Raw genomic sequence first — 18,606 nt, 5'->3', positions numbered from 1 at the left:
GGGGAGTGTGTGGGGCCGGCCGGAGCTATTCGGGCAGGAGCATCGGGGCCCGGGTGCGGGTGCCGGCCGGGGCTATTCGGGCAGGTGGACGAGCGCGGGCGCCGGTGCGGTCACCGAGATCCGCTCCCCCGGAGTGAACCCGGTGTGTCCGGCGGGCAGGGTGTCGCGGCGCAGCACCGAGATCAGCGGCACGGTTTCGCCGCCCGGCGCCGCGGCATCCACGCCGACCACCAGGTCGACGCCGCGGTAGGCGCTGCTGGTGATCACGCCGTCGAGGTTCACGCCCGGCGTGGTGGCGTCCGCCGAGGCAATCTGCAGCTGCTCGGGACGCACGGTGAACAGGCCCTCGGCGGTGGGGATGAAGTTCTCATAGCCCAGGAACTCGGCCACAAAGCGGTTGGCCGGGGCGGGGAAGACCTCGTCCGGGGCGCCGGTCTGCATGACCTTACCGGCGCGCATGAGCACCATGGTGTCACTCATTTCCAGGGCCTCGTCCTGGTCGTGGGTGACGAGCACAACGGTGAGGCCGGTCTCGGCCTGGATGCGACGAATCTCGGCACGCATCTGCACCCGCAGGCGGGCGTCGAGGTTGGAGAGCGGCTCATCCAGGAGCAGAAGCTTGGGGCGGATCGCGATGGCCCGCGCCAGCGCCACGCGCTGCTGCTGTCCACCCGAGAGTGCCTTGGGCTTGCGGGCGGCCAGGTGGCCGAGACCCACGAGCTCGAGCGCCTCGGTCACGCGAGCCTTGCGCTCGGCGGCGGGCACCTTACGCAGCTTGAGTCCGTAGCCCACGTTGTCGGCGACGGTGAGGTGCGGGAACAGCGCATAGGACTGGAACACCATGCCCAGGCCGCGCTTTTCCGGCGGCAGGGCGGTAGCGTCCTCGCCGCCGATCAGGATCTTGCCCGAGGTGGGGCGGGCGTATCCGGCGAGCATCCGCAGCGAGGTGGTCTTGCCACATCCGCTGGGGCCCAGGAGGGTGGTCAGCTTGCCCTCTTCGATGGTGAGGTCCAGGTTGTCCACGGCGAGGAAGTCACCGTACGCCTGGGTTACTCCGACAAATTCGGCTGCGGGAATCACTTGTTGATACCTCCAAAGATCTTGGCGAAGCCGACCGTGCGCTCGGCGATGATGGCAACCACGACGGTTGCGGCGAGCAGCAGGGTCGACATTGCTGCGATGGTCGGGTCATAGTTCTGCTGGATGTAGTCGAGCATCGTGACCGGGAGCGTGCGGAAGCTGCGGTCCTGCAGCAGCAGGGACAGCGGCACGTTGTTGAACGAGGTGACGAAGCTCAGCAGGGCGGCGGAGAAGATCCCGGGACGCAGCAGCGGCAGGGTCACCGTGAAGAATGCGCGCAGCGGCGAGGCACCGAGACCGCGGGCGGCCTCCTCGATCGCCGGATCCGCCAGGGCGAGGGATGCTCCGGTCACCCGCACCGCGTAGGGCAGCAGGATCGCGGTGTGTCCGATCAGCAGGGCGATCGAGTTCGACTGCCCCAGCACCACCATGATCTGCTGGTAGAGCGCGAGGCCCACCACCAGCTCGGGAACCACGAGCGGGGAGAGGAACAGGCCCTGGACCAGCGACTTGCCGGGGATCTTGCCGCGGTGCATCGCGATGGTGGCCGGGACTCCGATGGCCAGCGCGATCACGGTCGCGATCAGCGCGAGCTGCAGGCTCTGCCCCAGCGAGGACATGAACGTGTTGTTGCCGAGGGCCGCGCCAAACCAGTCCAGGGTGAAACCCTTGGGCGGGAAGGATACGGTGCGTCCGGTGGAGAACGCGGTGCTCACCACAAACAGGATCGGGACGATCATGATGATGTAGCCGAGCACGGCCAGGGTGCCGAGCACCGGGCGGGCGTTATTAGTTTTGATCATGCTCATGACTGCACGCTCTTTCCCCGCGAGAGCAGCGAACTCAGGCCCGAAACCAGGAACACCAGCAGCGTCATGATCAGCGCGGTGGCCGAGGCCGAGGCCCAGTCCACGGTCACGTTGGAGTAGTTGTACAGCTCGGTGGCGAGCATCCGCTGACTGGATCCACCCAGCAGGTAGGGGGTCGTATAGGCGGTTGCGGCACCGGCGAAGACCAGGGTCGTGGCAACCACGAGGCCCGGGGCGGACAGCGGCAGCACCACGGTCCAGAGGGTGCGGGTGCGGCTGGCGCCGAGTCCGCGGGCGGCGTCATCGAGTCCGGGATCCACCTGGGCGACGGCCGAGTAGCAGGAGATGATCGCCAGCGGCAGGAACAGCTGAGTCATACCGAGGACCACGGCGAGCTCGGTATAGAGCAGCTGCGGGGCCTCGGAGGCGAAGCCCAGGCCGGTGATGAGCTGGCCGATCGCGCCCTGGCTGCCCAGCAGCACGATCCATCCGAAGGTGCGCACCACGTTGCTCAGCAGCAGCGGGAAGATCGCCAGCGCGAGCCACATGCCGGCAAAGCGCGAGGTCGAGCGGGCCAGCAGGTAGGCGATCGGGAAGCCGAGCACCAGGCAGGTCGCGGTGGTGATCAGGCCGAGGCCGAGGGTGCGGCCGATGATGCCGAGCGAGTAGGGGTCGGTGAGCATCTGGCCGAGACGCGCGAAGACGTCTCCGGTGCTGACCCCGGGCGGCGCGATGAGCATCGCGACCGAGGGAATGGCGAATCCGAGCAGGATAAACACCAGACCGGGCAGCAGCAGCCAGGCTGGTTTTCGAGACATGTGTGCCCCCATTGGCAGTGGTGTGGGTGCGGGACGGGGATCCCCACGCACGGGCGGGCAATTTCGACGCAAAACGCCGAAACGGGCAATGAAACCGGTTGCACAACCGGTTTCACACACTATACGCTAAGTTCTATCGAAGAAACAAACACTTCTTTTTCTCCCCCGACGACGCCGCAATTCGCCGTCACCCCATCCCCCAGCGAGCGCCTTCGGCCTCGCCCACCCGCATAAATTCGGAGGCTCCGTGAGCACACTTGAGGACGTCGCGCGTCGCGCCGGGGTATCCAAGGCCACGGCCTCGCGCGCCCTCAGCAAGCCCGAGCTGGTCGCCGCCGCGACCATCGAGCGGGTTCAGCGGGCCGCCCGGGAACTGCACTTTGCCCCCTCCCGTACCGCCACCGCGCTGGCCAGTGGACGCACAGGCGTCATCGCGATGGTGGTTCCCACCCTGGAAAACCAGTTCTTCACCCCGATCATCCAGGGTGCCCAGGACCGCGCGGATGCCGCCGGCTACCTGCTGACCGTCGCCGCCACCGCGTTTCTCGAAGACAAGGACGTTGAGCAGTTCGCCCGACTCGCCCCGCAGGTTGACGGCTTCCTGCTGGCCGCCCCGCGCGGCAAGGACCAGTTTGTGGAGCCCGCGTGCAAGCTCAAGCCCACGGTGCTGATCGACCGCGAGATCGACGGGGTGCCCTCGGTGGTCGCCGACTCTGCCACCGGCTTCGCCGAGCTGGCGCTCCGCATGGTGGAGCAGGGGCACCGACACATCGCACTGGTGGGTGGCCCCGGCCGCTCCTGGCAGAACCTGCGCCGCGTGGCCCACGTGATCGAGGCGCTGCGCGGCAAGGCCGCCCTGACCGTGCTCGGACCGCACCGCTCGACCTTCGCCGCGGGCGTGGGTGTGGTGGGTGAAATCTTGACCTCCGGCGCCACCGCGGTCATCTCCTACTCCTCCTCGCTGTCCACCGGGATCATGTTTGGACTCCAGTCCCGCGGGATCACCAACCTCGTGGTGAGCGCGGATCGCGGCATCGCCGACGCGCTGGGATCCGCCAATGTGCCCGTCCTCGAGGTGGACGGCCTCGAACTCGGACGCCAGGCCATGGACACCCTGCTCGCCCGCCTCGACGCAGCCCCGGGTGGCGAAATCCCCCGCCTGCGCCTACCTGTCTCGGTGGACTGGGACCTCGGCGAACGCGAGCCGGTCTAGAAAACACACTCCGGACACACAACGGCGGCGGTGGACCTGAAGTCCGCCGCCGCCGTTTTGTCAGAGTGAGCCCGACTAGCCCTGGCCACCCAGCATGCGCTGGATCGTGGCCATGTCATCCTCGCTGGGCTGACCCTTGGCGCCGCCCTTGCCCAGGCCGAAACCGCCGCCGGTGGGCGCCGCGGGTGCCGCGGTGATGCCCTTGGCCTCGGCCGCGCGCTTCGCCGGGTTGCCCGAGCGCGAGCCACCCTTCTTCTTGGCGTTCTTCTTGGGCATCTTCGGACGGCCGCCGGGGATCGGGCCCATGCCCGGGATCTGCGGCATGCCCCCCTTGGCCATGGTCTTCATCATCTTGGCGGCCTGCTCGAAGCGGTTCACCAGCTGGTTGACCTCGGTCACGGTGGATCCCGAACCGCGGGCGATCCGCAGGCGACGCGAGCCGTTGAGCAGCTTGGAGTTCTGCCGCTCGGCGCGGGTCATCGACTGGATGATGGCCTCGGTGCGGTTCAGCTCGGACTCGTCGAAGTTGTCCAGCTGCTCCTTCATCTGGCCCATGCCCGGGAGCATGCCCATCATCTTCTTGATCGAGCCCATGTTGCGCAGCTGCTGCATCTGCTTCAGGAAGTCGTCGAGGGTGAAGGTGTCGGTCGCGAACTTCTCCGCGAGCTTCATCGCCTCTTCCTCGTCGAAGGCCGACTGCGCCTGCTCGATCAGGGTGAGGATGTCACCGAGGTCGAGGATGCGGCTGGCCATCCGGTCGGGGTAGAAGGGCTCGAAGTCGTCGAGGTTCTCGCCGGTGGAGGCGAAGATGATCGGGCGTCCGGTGACCGACGCCACCGAGAGCGCCGCACCACCGCGGGCGTCACCGTCGAGCTTGGACAGCACCACACCGGTGAAGTCCACACCCTCCTGGAAGGCCTTGGCGGTGTTGACGGCGTCCTGACCGATCATCGCGTCGATCACAAACAGGACCTCGTGCGGGTTGATGGCGGCGCGAATCTTCGACGCCTGCTTCATCATCTCCTCGTCGATACCGAGGCGACCCGCGGTGTCCACGATCACGACGTCGTGCTGGTTGCGCTCGGCATAGGCCACGCCGTCCTTGGCGACCTTGACCGGATCGCCGACACCGTTACCGGGCTCGGGCGCATAGATGGCCGCGCCGGCCTGCTCGGCCACGACGCCGAGCTGGGTGACGGCGTTGGGACGCTGGAGGTCGGCGGCGACCAGGAGCGGGGTGTGTCCCTCCTTGATCAGCCACTTCGAGAGCTTTCCGGCCAGGGTGGTCTTACCGGCACCCTGCAGACCCGCGAGCATGATGATCGTGGTTCCGGTCTTGGCGAACTCCAGGCGACGCTGCTCGCCACCGAGGATCTGCACCAGCTCGTCGTTGACGATCTGGACCACCTGCTGGGCGGGGTTCAGGGCCTTGTTGACCTCATCGCCCAGCGCACGCTCGCGCACGCGGCCGGTGAACTCCTTCACAACGTCGAAGGCGACGTCGGCCTGGATCAGTGCGCGGCGAATCTCGCGGACGGTGCCGTCCACGTCGGAAGCCGACAGGGTTCCCTTCTTCCGAAGGTTCTTGAAGGTATCGGCGAGCCGATCTGAGAGATTTCCAAAAGTAGCCATTTGAAGCCAGTTTACCAATTTCCCGGACGCGATGGGTGCGCCCGGCCGGGCCACGGTGCAGCCGATTCGTTTTAATTATTGGACCGCGTACATTAATGCTAGGTTAGGCGCATGGTACGCATCGCACAGCTGGGTCTGGCCCCCGAATACCTCGACTATCGGGTGGGGTGGACACATCAGCGCACCCTGCATGAGGGGGTGGTCGCCGGAACCACCGACGACACCCTGCTGCTGTGCGAACATCCGTCCGTGTATACCGCGGGACGTTCGGCCCGTCCCGATGAGTATCCGGCGGATGGGACCCCGGTAATCCCGGTGACCCGTGGGGGGCGGGTCACCTGGCACGGTCCCGGGCAGCTGGTCGGATATCCGATCATGCGTTTGAAGCCGATCGGCGAGGATTCCAACCTGGTGGACGTGGTGGGGCACGTCCGCAGCCTCGAACGCGTTCTGATCAACACCGCACAGACCCTCGGGGTGTCCGCGTTTCGAGTTCCCGGACGCAGCGGAGTCTGGGTCGAGGATGGCGCGGGGCAGGCCAAGATTGGGGCGATCGGGATTCGGGTCGAGCGCGGGGCCAGCCTGCACGGCTTCGCACTGAACTGCTCGGGAGACCTCGCCGGATTTGCCCAGATTGTGCCCTGCGGGATCCGGGATGCCGGGGTGAGCTCGCTCAGCGCCGCCGCCGGGCGCCCCATCACCACGGCGGATGCGGCGATCCTGATCGCCGCCCACTTCGACGACTGGTATCACTCCCCCGAACCGGCACCCGACAGCGTTCCGGCCCTCGCGCAGGCGCACACCCCGGGCGGCCAAAAATGAGCGCGCGCAACCTCGGCTCGATCGGCACGCCCCCCGAATCCACCACCGCGACGCCCTCGGGCCCGATGATTCCCGCGTCCCTGGGCCTGCTGATGGCCGAGCCGCCGGGCGCAACCCTGCTCCCGACGGTGGCCGGCGAACCGCTGGCCGCCCCCGAGGGACGCAGGATGCTGCGAATCGAGACCCGCAACACCCAGACCCCGATCGAGCACAAGCCCTCCTGGATCAAAACCCGCGCGAAAATGGGCCCCGAGTATCGCGGGCTACAGCAGCTGGTCAAGACCGAGAACCTGCACACCGTGTGTCAGGAGGCCGGGTGCCCCAACATCTTTGAGTGCTGGGAGGATCGCGAGGCCACATTCCTAATCGGCGGCGCACAGTGCACCCGGCGCTGTGATTTCTGTCAGATCGACACCGGCAAGCCCTCGGCGTATGACCGCGATGAGCCCCGCCGGGTTGCCGATTCTGTTTTACGGATGGCGCTGCGCTACGCCACCGTCACCGGCGTTGCCCGCGATGACCTCGACGATGAGGGGGCCTGGCTGCACGCGGAAACCGTGCGCGCGATTCACGAGGCCAATCCCGAAACCGGCGTGGAAATCCTGGCAACGGACTTCTCAGGCAATCCCGAGCTGCTGGACACCGTGTTCGCCTCCCGGCCCGAGGTGTTTGCGCACAACGTGGAGACCGTGCCGCGTCTGTTCAAGCGCATCCGCCCGGCGTTCCGCTACGAGCGCTCGCTCGGCGTGATTACCCGGGCGCGGGATGCGGGTCTGGTCACCAAGTCCAACCTGATTCTCGGCATGGGTGAGGAACCCGCCGAGGTCCTGACGGCGCTTGAGGATCTGCAGGCCGCGGGCACCGACATCATCACGATCACCCAGTACCTGCGCCCGAGCCCCCGCCACCTCCCGGTGGCCCGCTGGGTGCGCCCCGAGGAGTTCCTTGATCTCGAGGTTGCCGCCCGGGAGATCGGGTTCTCGGGGGTCCTCGCCGGTCCCCTGGTGCGCTCCTCCTACCGGGCCGGCCGACTGTGGGCCGAAACCATGCGCGCCCAGAGCCGCCCGATCCCCGAGGCCCTCGCCCACCTGGATCGCGCCTCCAGCGCGCCGCAGGCGGTGCACGCCGGATAGCGGGCGGACTCCACTAACCCAGGTGCTTGAACCCCGCGTGCGAGCGGGCGAAGCCCAGGCGCTCGTAGAACTCGTGCGCGCGGGTACGGCGCAGGTCCGACGTGAGCTGGGTGATCGCCGCACCACGGCGAACGCCCTCGGCCAGGGCCCAGCGAATCATCGCCGAACCGACCCCGGCACCACGCTCGGAACTGGCCACGTGGACCGACTCGATCTGCAGACGGTTCACTCCGCCGCGGCCGAGGCCCGGCAGCACGGTTAGCTGCATCGTGCCCACGGCCTCGCCGGCCGGGGAATCCACGATGACCAGCAGGTGTGCGGGATCGCGGTCGATTCGGGAGAAGGCACGCTCGAATGCGCTGATGTCGGCGGCGGGATCGGTGTCCGGGGCGTCGCCGCGGGCATGGGCCACATCGTCGTCGGCGAGCAGGCGAAGCAGGGCGGGCACGTCGGTGCTGCTGGCCCGGCGGATCGCATATCCTCCGTCAAGGTCTGCGATCATGACGCCGGCGCTTTCGCTGGGGATCAGCGCACCGTCGACCTCGTGCAGCACCCCGTGGATTCGGCGCACCGCGGGCTGCGCCGGACGGGCGGCCACCGTATCCAGGTCGCGGCCATAGAACAGGGTGTCCGCGCCGTCGGCGAAGTAGCCGAACGCATCGATCGGACGGTAGTCGTAGCGCTCGTACAGGCGCACCGACTCGGGCTGCTGGGTGCCGGTTTCCAGGCGCATGTAGCGGGCACCGAGTGCCACGGCCTCGCGCTCGAGCGCCTCCAGGATGATCCCGGCCAGGCGACGACCGCGCGCCTCGGGCACCACAAAGATGCGCTTCATCTCCATGATGTCGGCGCTTTCGCGGCGGATCGCGCCGCAGCCGATCGGCTTGCCGTCTTCGAAGGCGACGATGAAGGCCTCCACCTCGGCCGGGTTCAGGTCCGGAATCGGACCGCCCTGCCAGGGACCGTAGCGGACGGTCAGGTCTGCCTGCTGGGCGCTGCGAAGTTCCCGCCCCACGGGGTCTGACCAGTGGGTGCGGACGAGGGTGATGCTCATGACGTGTTGCTAGTCCTGTTCGATTGAGACGGCTTCGCCGCGGTTGTTCAGCGACACCAGCAGGACATCGTCGGACTCATCCATGCTGAGCGCATATTCGAAGACCACAAACGTGTTGTCCTCGCCGGCGTGGGAGGGGCTAAAGCGCACCCCGATCACCGCGATGGCACGCAGCAGGTCGATGTCGCGGTCGCCGGAGACGTGGCTGAAGTAGTCCTCCAGGTCCTCCCCGTGCTCGTCTTCCAGCAGCGCGATGAACCTGCTCACCGCGGTGTGCCGGGAGGAGATTTCGGCGATCATCGCCTCGCGGGCACGCAGGTCGAGTTCCTCCAGGGAGGAGATCATCGCGGCGGCCACCTCGAGGGATTCCTCGGTGACGTTTTGAGCATCCTCGGCGCTGAGCGAGACGCCCACCGCCTGGTCGCCGAACTCCACGGTTTCGGACCAGTAGATTCCGCCGGGTCCGCCGGTGGAAAGCAGACCGAAGAAGTCGTGTTCGAGTGCCATGATTAGCCCATCAGTTTCTGTGCGATGCCGTTGCGGGTGAAGCTCAGGGGGAGCATATTCGACTATCCCACCAGTTTCTGGGCAAACGCATGGGGGGTGAATCCGGTCAGGTCACCGATTCCCTCACCTTGACCGATCAACTTGATCGGGATGCCGGTGCGCTCCTGCACGGCCAGCACAAACCCGCCCTTGGCCGAGCCGTCGAGCTTGGTCAGCACCAGGCCGGTGACCCCGGCGTGTTGGATGAATGCCTCGGCCTGAGCCAGGCCGTTCTGGCCGGTGGTGGCATCCAGCACCAGCAGCACCTCGGAGATCGGGGCCTGCTTTTCGATCACTCGGCGGATCTTGGAGAGCTCATCCATCAGACCGTTTTTGGTCTGCAGCCGTCCAGCGGTATCGATCAGGGCGATCTCCACGCCGTTACGCTTGGCAAACTCGACGGTCTGGAACGCGACCGAGGCCGGATCCTGACCGTGGTGCTGCGGACGCACGATCTGCGCCCCGCCACGCTCGGCCCAGGTGGCCAGCTGTTCGACGGCGGCCGCACGGAACGTATCCGCGGCCCCCACCACAACCGAGCGTCCGAAGGTGCCCACGTAGTTGGCGAACTTACCGATCGTGGTGGTTTTACCCACCCCGTTCACGCCCACCACGAGCACCACCGCGGGACGCTCGCTGAGGTGCAGCGTGGGATCGTACTTGGCCAGGCGCTCCTCGACGTTCTCGCGCAGCATCCGCTGCAGGTCGCGCGGATCGGTGGTGTGGAAGCGGGCGACGCTGGCGCGCAGCTCCTCGATCATGTCCTCGGCGACGTCGGCTCCGAAGTCGGCGGTGATGAGTGCGTGCTCCAGATCATCCCACGTGTTGTCATCGATCGTGGGTTTCTGGAACAGTCCCCGAAGGGCACCACCGAGGGACCATGTGCTGCGTTCTGCCATACCCCTAGCCTAGCGGTTTTGCGCCCGCGACCGGCCGCCCGGGCCTATTCGGTGACCGCAGCCCGATCCACCACACGCTGCCCCACAACCGCCGAGACGCCATCCTGGCGCATCGAGACCCCATAGAGGGCGTCGGCGATCTCCATCGTGCGCTTCTGGTGGGTGATCACGATGAGCTGCGAGTTCTCGCGCAGCCCCTCAAAAATGGTGAGCAGACGGCCGAGGTTGGCATCATCCAGCGCCGCCTCGACCTCGTCCATGATGTAGAACGGGCTGGGGCGGGCGCGGAAGATCGCCACCAGCAGCGCGACCGCGGCGAGCGAGCGCTCCCCGCCGGAGAGCAGCGACAGCCGTTCGATCTTCTTGCCCGCCGGGCGCACCCGCACCTCGATACCGGTGGTCAGCAGGCTCTCGGGTTCGGTGAGCGAAATACTGCCGGTGCCGCCGGGGAAGAGGATCGGGAACACCTCGGCGAACTGCGCCTGGGTGTCGGCGAAGGCGGCACCGAAGATCGCCTGCATCTTGGCGTCGAGCTCCTCGATGATGGTCATCAGATCGGCGCGGGTGCGGGTGAGGTCGGCCAGCTGCTCGGTGAGGAATGCGTGGCGCTGTTCGAGCGCGGCGAACTCCTCCAGCGCGAGCGGATTGACCCGGCCCAGCTGTCCTAGCTTGCGCTGCGCGGACTGGTGGCGGCGCTCCTGCTCGGCGCGGACGTAGGGCAGGGTGCGTTCGTCGGTGTCAAGTGGATAGCCGAGGCCGTGGGTATCGGCGGGGTCGGTTTCGGTGACAACGGCAATCCGCGCGCCCGTAACCGCGGGATCGTCAAACTCCGTGGCCCGGTCCACCGCGGCGATCTCGATGCTCGCCCCCGCCCGCAGCCAGGACACCCGGCCGGTGCGGGTCAGCTCATCCTGCTCGCTCGCGGTCATTCGCACGCCAATGGTTGGGCCATACTCACCGACCAGCGCGTCCCGATCCAGGCCCAGCTCGGACTGCGCGCGCTCAAGCAGCGAGGTGAGCTGCACCCGGCGCTCGTAGATCTGCATTTCCAGGCCGCGCATCGAGTCGGCGATGGCGTCGAGTCGGGTGCGAGCACCGGATTCCTCGGCGCGCAGCTCCTGCAGTTCGCGGGTCTGTTCCCCGCGCTGATGCTCGGCCTGGGCCAGTTCCAGCGATGCCTGGGCGAGTGAGCGTTCCAGGACCTCGCGCACCGCGGGCAGGTCGGTCAGTACCGAGCGAGCCACCTCCAACTGCCGGGCGCGCAGCACCGCGCGCCGAGCCTCAGCTTCGGCGGCGTCGCGTTCGGCACGGTAGCGACGACGCAGCGAGGCGAGACGATCCTGTTCGGTACGAACCCGCTCGCGCGCGGTTTCGGCGCGCAACCGCGCCTCGACCTCGGCCTCGCGGGCGGTTTCCAGCTCGGCCCACAGGCTCTCGCGCAGGGTCCCGTCCAGGATGGGCCGCGGCTTGGCGCGCACGGTTTCCACCGCGCGTTCGGCGGCCGCGGCGGCAGCTTCGGCCTCGCGCAGCCCCGCGGCGGAGGCGGATCGGGCGGTGTGCAGGCGCTCGCGTTCGGCCTGGGCGGCCTCATGCTGTCCGCGTGCGCGGTGCAGGCGTTCGGATTCGGCGGCGAGGCTCGCATCGAGTTCACGCAGCGCGGCGAGCGCCGCGGCCGAGGCCTGCTTGGCCGACTGGCCCTCGGCGCGGGCGGCGCTGAGATCCACCCGGAGTGTGTCGATCGAGGAGAGGACCTCGGCCAGGCGTTCGGCGGCGGTATCGTGCTCGGCGCGCAGCGCGATCCGGCCGCGCCCCTCCCCCGAACCGCCGCTGATCGAGAAGCGGGTGAGAACGTCTCCGGTGACCGTGACGATGGTGACCGGCATGTCCGCGGGCAGGATGTTCAGTCCGTGGCGTGCGGCCTCGCGGTCCTCGGCCACAAACACCCCGGCGAGCAGTCCGCGCACGCCGTCGGGACCGGTGACCAGGGAATCGGCGGGGATCAGCCCGGCCACGGGTGCGGTATTCGCGGCTCCGGCGGCGGCGACCACGAGGTCGACCCGGCCCAGGGTGTCGGCCTCGACCCGGTCGAGGGCGGCATGCGCGGCGTCGGCGTCGGCCACGATCACACCGTCGGCAAAGCGGCCCAGTGCGGCCGTGATCGCCTGCTCATACCCGGCATCCACGCGGATCCCGGCGGCAACCAAACCGTTCACGCCGGTGAGATCACGGGCCAGCAGTTCGGCGGCACCGTCGCGAATGTCGAGGGCGCGGGCCAGCGCGGTGGTCTGCGCGGTGAGGGCGTCACGCTCGCGCTCGGCGGCGTGCAGAAGCTCGCGCAGGCGCTCGATTTCGGCCTCGGTGGATTGCACCCGCTCCTGCTGATCGCGGTAGGCATCGTTCAGACCGGTGGTGTCGGCGTCGATCACGCCCGCCCCGGCCTCGGCCTCGGCGAGCGCCCGCGCAGCCTCCTCGGCGCGCTCGGTGGCGGCAGCTTCGGCCCGCTCCTGACGCTCGGCCTCGGCGGCAAGCGCGGCCAGGCGCGAGGCGGCGGTTTCAGCTCGGCCGGTGGCCGCCTGGACCTCCAGGTCGTGGGCGGAGAGGAGTTCGGACTGAACCGTCAGTTCGGTATCCACCGCGTCCAGGGATGCCCGGGCCGCGGCGGCAGTCTGCCGTGCACGTTCCCAGCCCGCCTCGGCGGCGTCGATCCCCTCGATCAGCCGGGTCACCTCGGCCTCGGCCCGTTCGATCGCCTCGGGCGAGATCCCCGGAGCCTGCGCGGGGCGCTCCCCCTGGGCATCCAGCAGGGCAACCTTCTGGGTGGCCAGTCCGGTCAGCGCGTCGAGGCGCTGGCGGACGGACTCCAGGTCGAAGACCACCGTGCGCGCCCGATCCACCGCGTCCCCAATCTGTGCCTGTTCCAGCAGGGCGATGCGGGCGCGGGTGTGATCGGCGCGCTCCTGGAGGATCGCGCGCTCGGCCAGCCGGTCGGATTCGGTTCCGGAGAAGGCGAGGATGTCGGTGTCGAGCCGGACGATGTCATCGGCGACCAGGCGGGCTCGCGCATCCCGAGCAATGGCCTGGATCGACTGCGCCTCGCGGGCCACCTCGGCCTGCTTACCGAGGGGCTTCAACTGGCGGCGGATCTCCCCTGCGAGGTCGCTCAGCCGGGTGAGGTTGGCCTGCATCCCGTCGAGCTTGCGCAGCGTTTTTTCCTTGCGCCGGCGGTGTTTGAGGATGCCGGCGGCCTCCTCGATGAAACCACGACGCTCTTCGGGGGTAGCTCGAAGCACGGCGTCTAGCTGGCCCTGCCCCACGATGACGTGCATCTCGCGGCCGAGGCCCGAGTCGCTGAGGAGTTCCTGCACGTCCAGCAGGCGGGAGCTCTGACCGTTGATCGCGTACTCGGATCCGCCGTTGCGGAACAGCGTGCGCGAGATCGTGACCTCGGTGTAGTCGATGGGCAGCGCACCGTCGGAGTTGTCGATGGTCAGCGTGACCTCGGCGCGGCCCAGCGGACCCCGCGTGGAGGTGCCGGCAAAGATGACGTCCTCCATCTTGCCGCCGCGCAGGGTTTTGGCGCCCTGCTCACCCATGACCCAGGCCAGTGCGTCCACCACGTTGGACTTGCCGGAGCCGTTGGGCCCAACCACGCAGGTCACCCCGGGTTCAAACGCAAACGTGGTCGGCTGGGCGAAGGATTTGAACCCCTTCAGGGTGAGGCTTTTGAGATACACGCGCACTCACCCCTTTCCCGGTTCGAAGATACGTCTGCACTACCGTACCAAGAACCGGCGACCCGGCCCGTGATTGCGCGGGTTTTGGGCGAATTTCGGGTGGGGCGGGACGGCGGGGTGGTCAAGATTCGAAGTAGCCTCACCAGACGGTGGGCCGTTCCAGGCAGCCACTCGGAGGGTTAATGGCGATACCGGCACTTCGGATGCGGTCACAGCGTACCTGCTCTATCCAGTTAAATCTGACCTACCCCGTCCGCAGTTAATTCGTGGCTTATGGATTATCCGTCGACTCCGTAAACCACCGATACTCCACTCTATATATGTCCCAAAAGTCATGATCTGTTGTGGCACCAGGCAAAGCACGAAGTTGTTCTACGTCAAGGGGTAGCTCAGCTTCACCCCGAGGAGCTCGAACCTTCAAGCTTCGCCCTTCCCAGTCATCATCCAGAAAGACCCCCTGGCCGGGAGCCGCGGCGCACAGTGCGGGAAAAAACCGTGCAGAATCGTCAAGTTGCCCGGGCTTTACCTCATGTGACACCACCAGTGAACAGCTGGTTTCTTTCACATCAACATTCAGTTCGCGTCGGAGATGGGAATCACTATTGGAGGCGGCCAATCTCCAGGCCCGCAGGATCGGTTCAAGCTCCACCACGGAGATGGACGGCGTGGTTTCGATGGTGATTTTTGCGTACCCCTCAGTTCCGAAGCTCCCGGTTATTCCATGAGCACGAAGCGATGTTATCCCCGGCATCCCCTCAATGGATTCGGCCAATCTATCGGCCTCGAGTTGACCATCCGGGAGATGAATGGCGCACCCGGTCAGGCTCAGTACTCCAAGCGTTGCCGTGCAAATCGCTGATACTAGAATTCTGCGCGTATGACTCACCATGTCACTCCGAGATTCGACTTTTCATTCAGTTCTAACCAAAGCTTCGAGTTGAACGGGTAAGCCCAACGTTTTTTCATCGATCTACCAATAGGGACAAGAAGAATCCCCACGAGACAAATCCGGTCAACACGGGGTAGGCGATCAGCGACCGTCGGAGCGGTCCCCAAAACCTGTCAAGAACTGCGTTGGTACTTCCACGAAGGTCCCTGGTTCGAAGACGCCGGCCCGTGGCGCCCACCTCATCCACCTGAGCGTAGGAGGTTTCCCAGGACGCGGCATCGCCCACCAAAATCCGTTCGTCTCGATATCGACGCACGTTGGCTTTCAGACGGGGCACCACGTTTTTGAGGATCGCGTCGACCGTGGTCCACGTTTCGACTTCCGTGAAGTCAGCGTCGCCCGCCCGGAAAAACACCAGGTAGTCATCCACAAGCTCCACGTTGTATTGCTGCGCGTGATCTATCAGGGCGGCCATCACGTCCGTCGTGATCAGGTAGAGTGCGTCCCGCCCATATTCGGGTGGGGCGTGCAACCGAAATGACCGATCAAAATCGCCCTCGAGCGAGAGGATCTGATCGGAATCCGCACCGGCCAGGAACCGGCGGCCCAGCCCGCCCGCCGCCATGGACTCGAAGAGGAGGTGGGGCACGGGTTCGGGAAGGTACGCGACGATATAGTGCCAGGAGCCTGGGCGATCACGACGATAAGACATGTTCCCAAACTCGATCCCCTCGCCTTCGAAACGAGGGTTGAAGTACGTGTAGTGACTCTTACGGGTGATCAGTGATGCGAACCAGGGAATCCTTGCAAATCGCATCCTGAAACCATTGCTGGATCCGGTGAGGAGAAGCCTGAAATTAAGTGTCCGGCCCTCGGCCCGCGCATTCCTATTGAACCTCAGGTAATCACGCGCCAAAACGTAGAACCAGCAAAGAAGAATCGTGACCCCCAGCAGGACCAGCGGGACACTAAATGGCGTGCTTTCCTTGGCTAGGTAGGAGGCCAAAATGCCCGACACGGCAAAATAACACATACCCGCGAATTGGTTCGCCCGCATTCCGAAGGGTTGCCGAATACGAACACCGCGCATCCGCGTTCCCCCGGTAATACCCGGCGCGGCTGCGACGAGCTCGGCTTCCGATGCGCTCAGCCACTCAAGTTTCATTTCCCCGTGCCCCTCCCCAGCGGCCCTGCGTGTGGGCTATAGCTCCTCGGACTCCGAGAGATCTTCCACACTCTGCGGGACGCGGCCGACGAAGTTCACGCCGATCCCAAACTCTTCGGCAATGGACAGCGCCGACTCCTGGAAGCGCAGCATCCAGGTACCGTCGCCCCAGATCACGGCCTCGGGCTCCCCGAACGCACCGCCGGGACCGTCCAGAAGCGCCAGGTCCGTGGCTGAGAGCGCCCACTCTGGTCCGCGCAGTGCCTCGTCCAGATATTCCAGCGCGTCACGCACCAGCTCGTCGAAGTCGGCGACGACGGCAGCCGCCACCTCCAGCACATCGGCCTCGGGTGCCGCGGCAGGCTCGATGATCAGGCTCACCTCGTGCTCCCCGTCGGCACCGTTCACCGTGGCGACCCAGAAGGCCAGCTCCTCGGGCGACTCGATGCGAACAAACTCGGCCGTGCCGGCGCTAAACGTGGTGGGGATCTCACTCATGAGTCGAGTTAAGCACACCACGTCCCGGAACCGTACATCCCCACGCGCTTCAGGGAACCACGAGGCGGTCTGGCCGCGCGGGATTGTGTGCAGAAGATCCGCTCCCCCGCTCGCGGTAAACGTCGAGGGAAATGGCTGCTCCCGGAGATCATGGATCTTGGACGCCCTGGAATGCGGATCCCGTGATTCTACCTTCGTGGAAGCTCAAACTGGTCGTGTTCAAGCTTGCATAGTTTAAAGAGGATCCCGTTGATTTCACGGAACTCCATGAACGGGCCAAAAACGCCGAGGAACTGATAACCACTGCGTCCGACGGAGTCCTTGGTGCGGACAAAGGTGAGGCGTTTTACACCGGTCCACCGCGATACCGGCTCGAATTCTGGGTAGTCCCCCATCGACTGAGGATACGTCCATTCCGGCAACGGCTTCACCCCGGCTTCCTCGGCTTGTTTTCTTGCCTCACGCGAGGCTGCGGTCGGGGCTGCCTCACCGATAAAAACATCGTTTCCCTCGGCGACAATCACGTTCAGAATTCCCGACGTATTTGTTGAGCGGTACGTGCCGGAGGATGACTGGTTTGCGAGGGTGGCGCACCACACCAGGAAGCCAGGAATCGACGGGTCAAAACTCGCAACGTAGGAGTTGCGTTTTCTACGCACGTCACTATCCGGGCTAAACAGTTTTCGGATTTCTCCGTTGTGTCGAAAAACATAGCCGTCGGCGGAATGCAGGGCTCCCGCACGCTTAGCAAGCGCCCAGTCGGGTGTTTCACTTTCCCACGCCAAAAACCCCTGACGTGCCCAGCGGAAGCCTCCGTTTGCTACCTCATCCCAGCGCTGTCTGATCGTGATCACCGCATCGTCAAGCTGTTGCATAACCTCTGAAGGGGCCACCGCCTCACCCTTCTCATCCTTCTCTACGCGGATCCGGATCTCCAGGTAGTCGGGGATTGCACGTTGAATATCCGCGGTGCGGGAAGCGTCCAAGATAACGGCAGTGTGGTGCTGCGCCTCATCGCACTCAACTCCAAGATGAAGCTGCGGGAAGTAGAGATCGATCAGCGCGTGATTCACCGACTCCGCTCGGGACGATTCTCCATAAAAGTCAAGTACGCCCGCGCCCTGGTAGGACGACCGACGGTTTACATACTGTTGGGTCACCGGTTTGAGGGCATCATGAGCGAGCTTCGACCACAGATAGTTGATAACGAAACTCTCGTATTTCTTTCCTGCGGTCCGCCGCGCGAGCGTCGCGACCAAATATTCAAAATTCTCCCGGGTAGCGCCGCTGAGATTTCGGTTCTCGGTTCCCGCAACAGGCTGATTTGAATCCATCTGTTCCTCGTCTCTGGGTATCACCGGAGCACCCATGGGAGGGCTCGGAACGGCGGCAGGATACGTCCCTGCGATCTGTAGGTTATGACCATCACTCCGGTCCGAATGGCACCACGCCTACCCGAATGAAGATCAAACGAACCCCCAAATCGGGGCTCCCTCGAGGATTCCGTGCGCCTCGGACCGTCGCAATCACGACGCCCCAAATACGCATTCACGCCGACTCTTTCGCCGCCCACGGCAGTCCTCGGAGGCATGTCGGGGTAGACCCGCCCACTGAGAGCAATCGGGACCCTTTCCGCCTATAAGGTGCGAGGACACTCTCCGTCACCGAGTCGCGGCGAGCACTTCCTGCGCCTCGGCGACCCGTGCCTTGACCGCGCGCGGCAGCGGGCGGCGAGCCAGCGTTCGTTCGATGATGCGCTCCAGGGCATCCCGCTCTCCAAGTTGCTGGGCGACGGGAAGCAACTCATCCTGCTGCGGGTGGATGCGCGGGTAGGAGATGCCCACCTCGGCGCAGCGCGCGACCGCCTCGCGAAACAGCGCCCCGAATCGAGCGGGGTGCGTGGCCGCGGCAGCCACAAGCAGGCGGGTATAGGCCCACTCGATCATGTTTGTGTCTTTTTCCAGGCCGGCACCCGCCCAATCGAACGCCGCGGCCTCGGTGAGAGTGCGCTCGGCGGCAGCCGGATGCCCCGCAAGGCTCAGGGTGATTCCCGCGCGCACCGCGTAGTTGGGGTACTGGTTGGGATCCTCCGGGGACTCCGCGGCGCGTTCGGCGGCCACACAAAACAGCACCGCTGCGTTCTCACACTGGCCGAGGTCCCAGCGCCGGTGCGCCTTTTTGGCGACGTCTGCGGCGCTGAGCACGGTGCCGGGCTTCTCGGCGAGCAGGTCGGCGGCGGAGGCTCGGTCGATTTCGGGCAGGTGCAGTGTCATTGTGCGTCCCTTCAGGATTACTGTGTCTCAGCGCGTCACGA

15 protein-coding genes are annotated in these 18,606 nt (G+C 66.0%); 3 read left to right on the top strand and 12 right to left on the bottom strand.

The window, feature by feature from the left end:
- Positions 1–72 precede the first annotated feature (72 nt).
- Genes C7C57_RS05935 through C7C57_RS05925 form a run of 3 tightly spaced genes read right to left on the bottom strand, consistent with a single transcriptional unit; the run spans position 73 to position 2,707 of the window.
- Entirely contained in the window at positions 73–1,080 is a 1,008-nt protein-coding gene (locus C7C57_RS05935; RefSeq protein ID WP_187977946.1) for an ABC transporter ATP-binding protein, read from the bottom strand.
- Positions 1,077–1,889 carry an ABC transporter permease gene (locus C7C57_RS05930; RefSeq protein ID WP_245601267.1) on the bottom strand — a complete coding sequence of 271 codons (813 nt, stop codon included), beginning with the start codon at positions 1,887–1,889 and terminating at the stop codon, positions 1,077–1,079. Before C7C57_RS05930 ends, C7C57_RS05935 begins: the two co-directional genes overlap by 4 nt.
- The gene (locus C7C57_RS05925; RefSeq protein ID WP_187977945.1) at positions 1,886–2,707 is read right to left on the bottom strand and encodes an ABC transporter permease; all 822 of its coding nucleotides are present in this window, start codon (positions 2,705–2,707) and stop codon (positions 1,886–1,888) included. The genes C7C57_RS05930 and C7C57_RS05925 overlap by 4 nt, the downstream gene beginning before the upstream one ends.
- Before the next feature lie 247 nt (positions 2,708–2,954).
- Between C7C57_RS05925 and C7C57_RS05920 the strand changes: the two genes are divergently transcribed.
- Positions 2,955–3,920: a LacI family DNA-binding transcriptional regulator gene (locus C7C57_RS05920; RefSeq protein ID WP_187977944.1), complete on the top strand. Its 966-nt coding sequence runs from the start codon at positions 2,955–2,957 to the stop codon at positions 3,918–3,920.
- 75 nt (positions 3,921–3,995) lie between these two features.
- On the opposite strand, the gene ffh is transcribed toward C7C57_RS05920, so the two are convergent.
- Positions 3,996–5,552 (bottom strand): signal recognition particle protein, encoded by a 1,557-nt coding sequence (ffh, locus tag C7C57_RS05915; RefSeq protein WP_187977943.1) that lies wholly within the window; start codon positions 5,550–5,552, stop codon positions 3,996–3,998.
- A gap of 111 nt (positions 5,553–5,663) precedes the next feature.
- Here ffh and lipB point away from each other — a divergent pair, with 111 nt between their 5' ends.
- On the top strand, positions 5,664–6,374 hold the full coding sequence (gene lipB, locus C7C57_RS05910) for a lipoyl(octanoyl) transferase LipB (RefSeq protein WP_187977942.1): 711 nt from the start codon (positions 5,664–5,666) through the stop codon (positions 6,372–6,374).
- A 167-nt stretch (positions 6,375–6,541) separates the two neighbouring features.
- Positions 6,542–7,507, top strand: a complete 966-nt coding sequence (gene lipA / locus C7C57_RS05905) for a lipoyl synthase (RefSeq protein ID WP_187978289.1) — start codon at positions 6,542–6,544, stop codon at positions 7,505–7,507.
- A 13-nt stretch (positions 7,508–7,520) separates the two neighbouring features.
- Here the strand turns inward: lipA and C7C57_RS05900 are convergent, their stop codons facing one another.
- The 8 genes from C7C57_RS05900 to C7C57_RS05865 all read right to left on the bottom strand — a co-directional run bounded on the left by C7C57_RS05900 (position 7,521) and on the right by C7C57_RS05865 (position 18,565).
- Complete coding sequence (locus C7C57_RS05900) at positions 7,521–8,561, bottom strand: GNAT family N-acetyltransferase (protein WP_187977941.1); 1,041 nt, start codon at positions 8,559–8,561, stop codon at positions 7,521–7,523.
- A 9-nt stretch (positions 8,562–8,570) separates the two neighbouring features.
- On the bottom strand, positions 8,571–9,068 hold the full coding sequence (locus tag C7C57_RS05895) for a DUF2004 domain-containing protein (protein WP_030148687.1): 498 nt from the start codon (positions 9,066–9,068) through the stop codon (positions 8,571–8,573).
- Positions 9,069–9,130: 62 nt separating this feature from the next.
- Positions 9,131–10,006, bottom strand: coding sequence for a signal recognition particle-docking protein FtsY (ftsY, locus tag C7C57_RS05890; protein ID WP_030148686.1), 876 nt, complete (start codon positions 10,004–10,006; stop codon positions 9,131–9,133).
- Positions 10,007–10,050: 44 nt separating this feature from the next.
- Positions 10,051–13,740, bottom strand: coding sequence for a chromosome segregation protein SMC (gene smc / locus C7C57_RS05885; protein ID WP_187977940.1), 3,690 nt, complete (start codon positions 13,738–13,740; stop codon positions 10,051–10,053).
- A gap of 962 nt (positions 13,741–14,702) precedes the next feature.
- Entirely contained in the window at positions 14,703–15,794 is a 1,092-nt protein-coding gene (locus C7C57_RS05880; protein ID WP_187977939.1) for a hypothetical protein, read from the bottom strand.
- Positions 15,795–15,830: 36 nt separating this feature from the next.
- On the bottom strand, positions 15,831–16,292 hold the full coding sequence (locus tag C7C57_RS05875) for a hypothetical protein (protein ID WP_187977938.1): 462 nt from the start codon (positions 16,290–16,292) through the stop codon (positions 15,831–15,833).
- 188 nt (positions 16,293–16,480) lie between these two features.
- A complete protein-coding gene (locus tag C7C57_RS05870) occupies positions 16,481–17,626 on the bottom strand; it encodes an AbaSI family restriction endonuclease (RefSeq protein WP_187977937.1) in 1,146 nt (381 codons plus the stop codon).
- 327 nt (positions 17,627–17,953) lie between these two features.
- Positions 17,954–18,565: a hypothetical protein gene (locus C7C57_RS05865; protein ID WP_187977936.1), complete on the bottom strand. Its 612-nt coding sequence runs from the start codon at positions 18,563–18,565 to the stop codon at positions 17,954–17,956.
- Between the last annotated feature and the right edge of the window lie 41 nt (positions 18,566–18,606).

This window comes from Mycetocola sp. JXN-3 (assembly GCF_014522285.1).
In the GTDB taxonomy this organism is placed as follows: Bacteria; Actinomycetota; Actinomycetes; order Actinomycetales; family Microbacteriaceae; genus Mycetocola; species Mycetocola saprophilus.
This window is presented reverse-complemented; position numbering and strand designations above follow the sequence as displayed.